Raw genomic sequence first — 3,436 nt, 5'->3', positions numbered from 1 at the left:
GTCATGAACGCGGCCGGCAGCGGCCGGGCCTTGCTGGTCGGTGCGTCGGAGGGCGGGCCGGGCTGCATCCGTTTTGCAGTCGAGCATAGCGACCGGCTGAGCGGCCTTGTTCTCTGGGGCTCGCTGGCGAAGGGCAGCCGCGCCCCCGACTATCCCTACGCCTTGACCGTCGCGCAGTATGATCTGTGGAAGCAACGCCTGCTCGCGGGTTGGGGTGGCCCAGCGGAAATCGAAACCTTCGCCCCAAGCCTCACTGGCGACCGTCAGGCGAGGACCTGGTGGGCCGGATTGCTCAGGGCAGCCTCCAGCCCGGGCGCGGTCGCGGGCCTGCTCGAGGCATTACGGGATGCAGATGTCCGTCACCTCCTGGCAAAAGTCTCCGCCCCGACGATGGTCCTCCACCGTTCAGGCGACCGCGCCGTGCGCATCGAGGCCGGGCGGTTCCTCGCGTCCAGGATTCCGGGCGCCCGGTTCATCGAGGTCGACGGCGACGACCACTGGTTCTGGGTCGGCGACCGGCAGTCCCTGCTCGACAGCATCAGTGCCTTCGTACGACGCGGCTGATCCCGCCTCACGCCGTTTTCTGCGCCTCCAGCCCCAACTCTTCCACCATCGCCTGACGCATCAGGAATTTCTGCGGCTTGCCGGTCACCGTCATCGGCAATTCGGTGCGGAAGCGAATGTGGCGCGGTATCTTGTAATGGGCGATCTGGCCCGCACAGAAGGCCTTGATTTCCTGTTCGGTGGCGACCTGGCCGGGTTTGAGCACGATCCAGGCGCACAACTCCTCGCCATATTTGGCATCCGGGATGCCGAAGACCTGCACTTCCCGCACCTTGGGATGACGGTAGAGGAATTCCTCGACCTCCCTGGGATAGACGTTCTCACCGCCGCGGATGACCATGTCCTTGACGCGGCCGACAATGTTGCAATAGCCCTCGGCGTCGATGGTGGCGAGGTCGCCAGTGTGCATCCAGCCGTCGGTGTCGATTGCCTCACGGGTCTTTTCGTCGTCGTCCCAATAGCCTTTCATCACCGAGTAGCCGCGCGTGCAAAGCTCGCCCGGCGCGCCGACGGCAACGGTGGCGCCATCGGCATCGACCGCCTTGACCTCGACATGCGGATGGATGCGCCCGACGGTCGACACGCGCTTTTCCAGCGGATCGTCGGTGCTGCTCTGGAACGAGACCGGACTGGTCTCGGTCATGCCGTAGGCGATGGTCACCTCCGACATATGCATCAGCGACACCACTTTCTTCATCACCTCGATCGGGCATGGCGAGCCGGCCATGATGCCGGTGCGCAGGCTGGAGAGATCGAAGGATGAGAAATCCGGATGGTCGAGCATGCCGACGAACATGGTCGGAACGCCGTAGAGGCCCGTGCAGCGCTCCTGCGCGATCGCTTTCAGCGTCAGGCCGGGATCAAAACCCTCGCAAGGGAAAACCATGGTCGCGCCTTTCGACACACAACCCATCGTGCCCATCGACATGCCGAAGCAATGATAGAGCGGCACCGGGATGCAGAGCCGGTCGTCGACAGTGAGCTTGATGGCCGAAGTGACGAAGTTGCCGTTGTTGACGATGTTCAGATGAGTGAGCGTCGCGCCCTTGGGAGCGCCTGTCGTGCCTGAGGTGAACTGGATGTTGATCGCGTCGCCCGGCTTCAGACCCTCGGAGATGCGGTCGAGGCTGTCATGCTCGTCGCGGCCGGCCATGGCCAGCACGTCGCCGAAATTGAACATGCCTGGCGAGTTCTCCTCGCCCATGCGGATGACGATCCTCAGCGCCGGCAATTTGGCGGCCTTCAGCTTGCCCGGCGTCGCCGTGGCGATTTCCGGCGCCAGCGTCTCGATCATGCCGAGATAGTCCGAGGTCTTGAAGCTCGCCGCCGTCACCAGAGCCTTGCAGCTGACCTTGTTCAGGGCATATTCCAGCTCGGTCAGCCGATAGGCCGGGTTGATGTTGACCAGAATCAGGCCGATGCGGGCGGTGGCGAATTGCGTCACCAGCCATTCCCAGCGGTTGGGCGACCAGATGCCGACGCGATCGCCCTTGCGCAGGCCGAGCGCCAGGAAGCCGGCGGCCAGCGCATCGACGGTGTCCGACAGTTCGCTCCAGGTGAAGCGCTTGTCCTGGCCGACGAAGATTGCGGCATCGAGCGTGCCGTATTTGCTGACGGTATCGGAGAACAGGGCCGGAATGGTCTCCTCCAGCAACGGCACCTTGCGCTCGCCCGAGACATGCGCCTTGCCGTCGACGGGCGCGACAAAGACAATGCCGGAGCGCGCGCCGCGTCCGCGCAGATTGGTGGCGTTCTTCAGCTCGTCGAGATTGACCGGCATCGCTCTCTCCTCCCAGCACGGACCGAGCCTATCAGCCTGCCGGAACGGTGGAAATCCCGCCGATGGTAGTGACACCCCTCCCGCCAGGGAAAGCAGGCTATCCGACCGTCGCCGTCATTTTCGCGGCTATATCCCGGAAGATGGCCTCATCGGCGGCGGAACGATCTTTCTTCGAGGCCACCAGGCAGGCCTGCGACTTCAGCAGGACGCCATCGCCCAGCACCTTGAGATGGTTGGCGCGCAGCGTCGAGCCCGTGGTGGTTATGTCGACGATGACGTCGGCAAGGCCGGCCGCCGGCGCGCCTTCGGTGGCGCCGAGGCTTTCGACGATGCGATAGACCTGGATGCCGTGCTTGAGCGAAAAGAACTGCTGCGTCAGCCGCCAGTATTTGGTGGCGATCCTGAGCCGCCGGCCATGGCGCTGGCGGAAATCTGCGGCGACGTCATCGAGATCGGCCATGGTGTCGACATCGAGCCAGATCTCGGGCACCGCGACCACGACATCGGCATGGCCGAAGCCGAGACGGGCGACGATCTCGGCCCGCGCTTCCCAGTCGGCGAGATTTTCCCGCACAAGGTCCTCGCCGGTGATGCCGAGATCGACCGCGCCCTGCCCTATTTCGCCCGATATTTCGGAAGCCGACAGGAAGACCACTTCGACATTGTCCAGGCCCTCGACGCGGGCGTGATATTTGCGCTCGTCGCCGGGCAGGCTGACGGCGAGGCCGGCCTTGGCCAGCACCTCCAGCGCCTGCTCCTTGAGCCGGCCCTTGGACGGGATCGCCAGCGTGATCATGGTGCCGTCTCCCGCAACGCCTCGATGCGGTCGAGCCACACCGAGAAGCCGACACCGGGGATCGCGGTCTTGGCGCCGAGCAGCGTCAGCAATCTGTCATAGCGGCCGCCACCGGCCAGGGGACGCTCGCCACTTGCGGCCGCGACTTCGAAGACCACACCGGTGTAATAATCGAGCGGACGGCCGAAGGCGGCGTCGTAGCGGATTTTTCCCGACGGCAAGCCATGCGCCTCGATCGCCTTGGCGCGGGCCGCGAATTTTTCCAGCGCCGCACCCAATGAAAGTCCGGCGCCGGC

The 3,436-nt window shown here is 64.7% G+C and carries 4 protein-coding genes; 1 reads left to right on the top strand and 3 read right to left on the bottom strand.

The annotated features are described in order from the left end of the window. On the top strand, positions 1–564 hold a 564-nt coding region (locus EOA36_RS31090; protein WP_145969398.1), incomplete at its 5' end, for an alpha/beta hydrolase. 7 nt (positions 565–571) lie between these two features. Here the strand turns inward: EOA36_RS31090 and EOA36_RS31085 are convergent. The 3 genes from EOA36_RS31085 to EOA36_RS31075 form a co-directional block, all read right to left on the bottom strand. Next, positions 572–2,344: an AMP-binding protein gene (locus EOA36_RS31085; protein ID WP_127280716.1), complete on the bottom strand. Its 1,773-nt coding sequence runs from the start codon at positions 2,342–2,344 to the stop codon at positions 572–574. Positions 2,345–2,441: 97 nt separating this feature from the next. Continuing rightward, the gene (gene hisG, locus EOA36_RS31080; RefSeq protein WP_127280715.1) at positions 2,442–3,140 is read right to left on the bottom strand and encodes an ATP phosphoribosyltransferase; all 699 of its coding nucleotides are present in this window, start codon (positions 3,138–3,140) and stop codon (positions 2,442–2,444) included. After that, positions 3,137–3,436, bottom strand: a 300-nt coding sequence (locus EOA36_RS31075; protein WP_189553447.1) for an ATP phosphoribosyltransferase regulatory subunit, incomplete at its 5' end; no start/stop codon positions are given. The genes EOA36_RS31075 and hisG, both read right to left, overlap by 4 nt.

This window comes from Mesorhizobium sp. M8A.F.Ca.ET.021.01.1.1, assembly GCF_003998025.1.
GTDB lineage: Bacteria > Pseudomonadota > Alphaproteobacteria > Rhizobiales > Rhizobiaceae > Mesorhizobium.
Note: the sequence above shows the minus strand (reverse complement) of the source record. Positions and strands in the feature narration are given on the sequence as shown.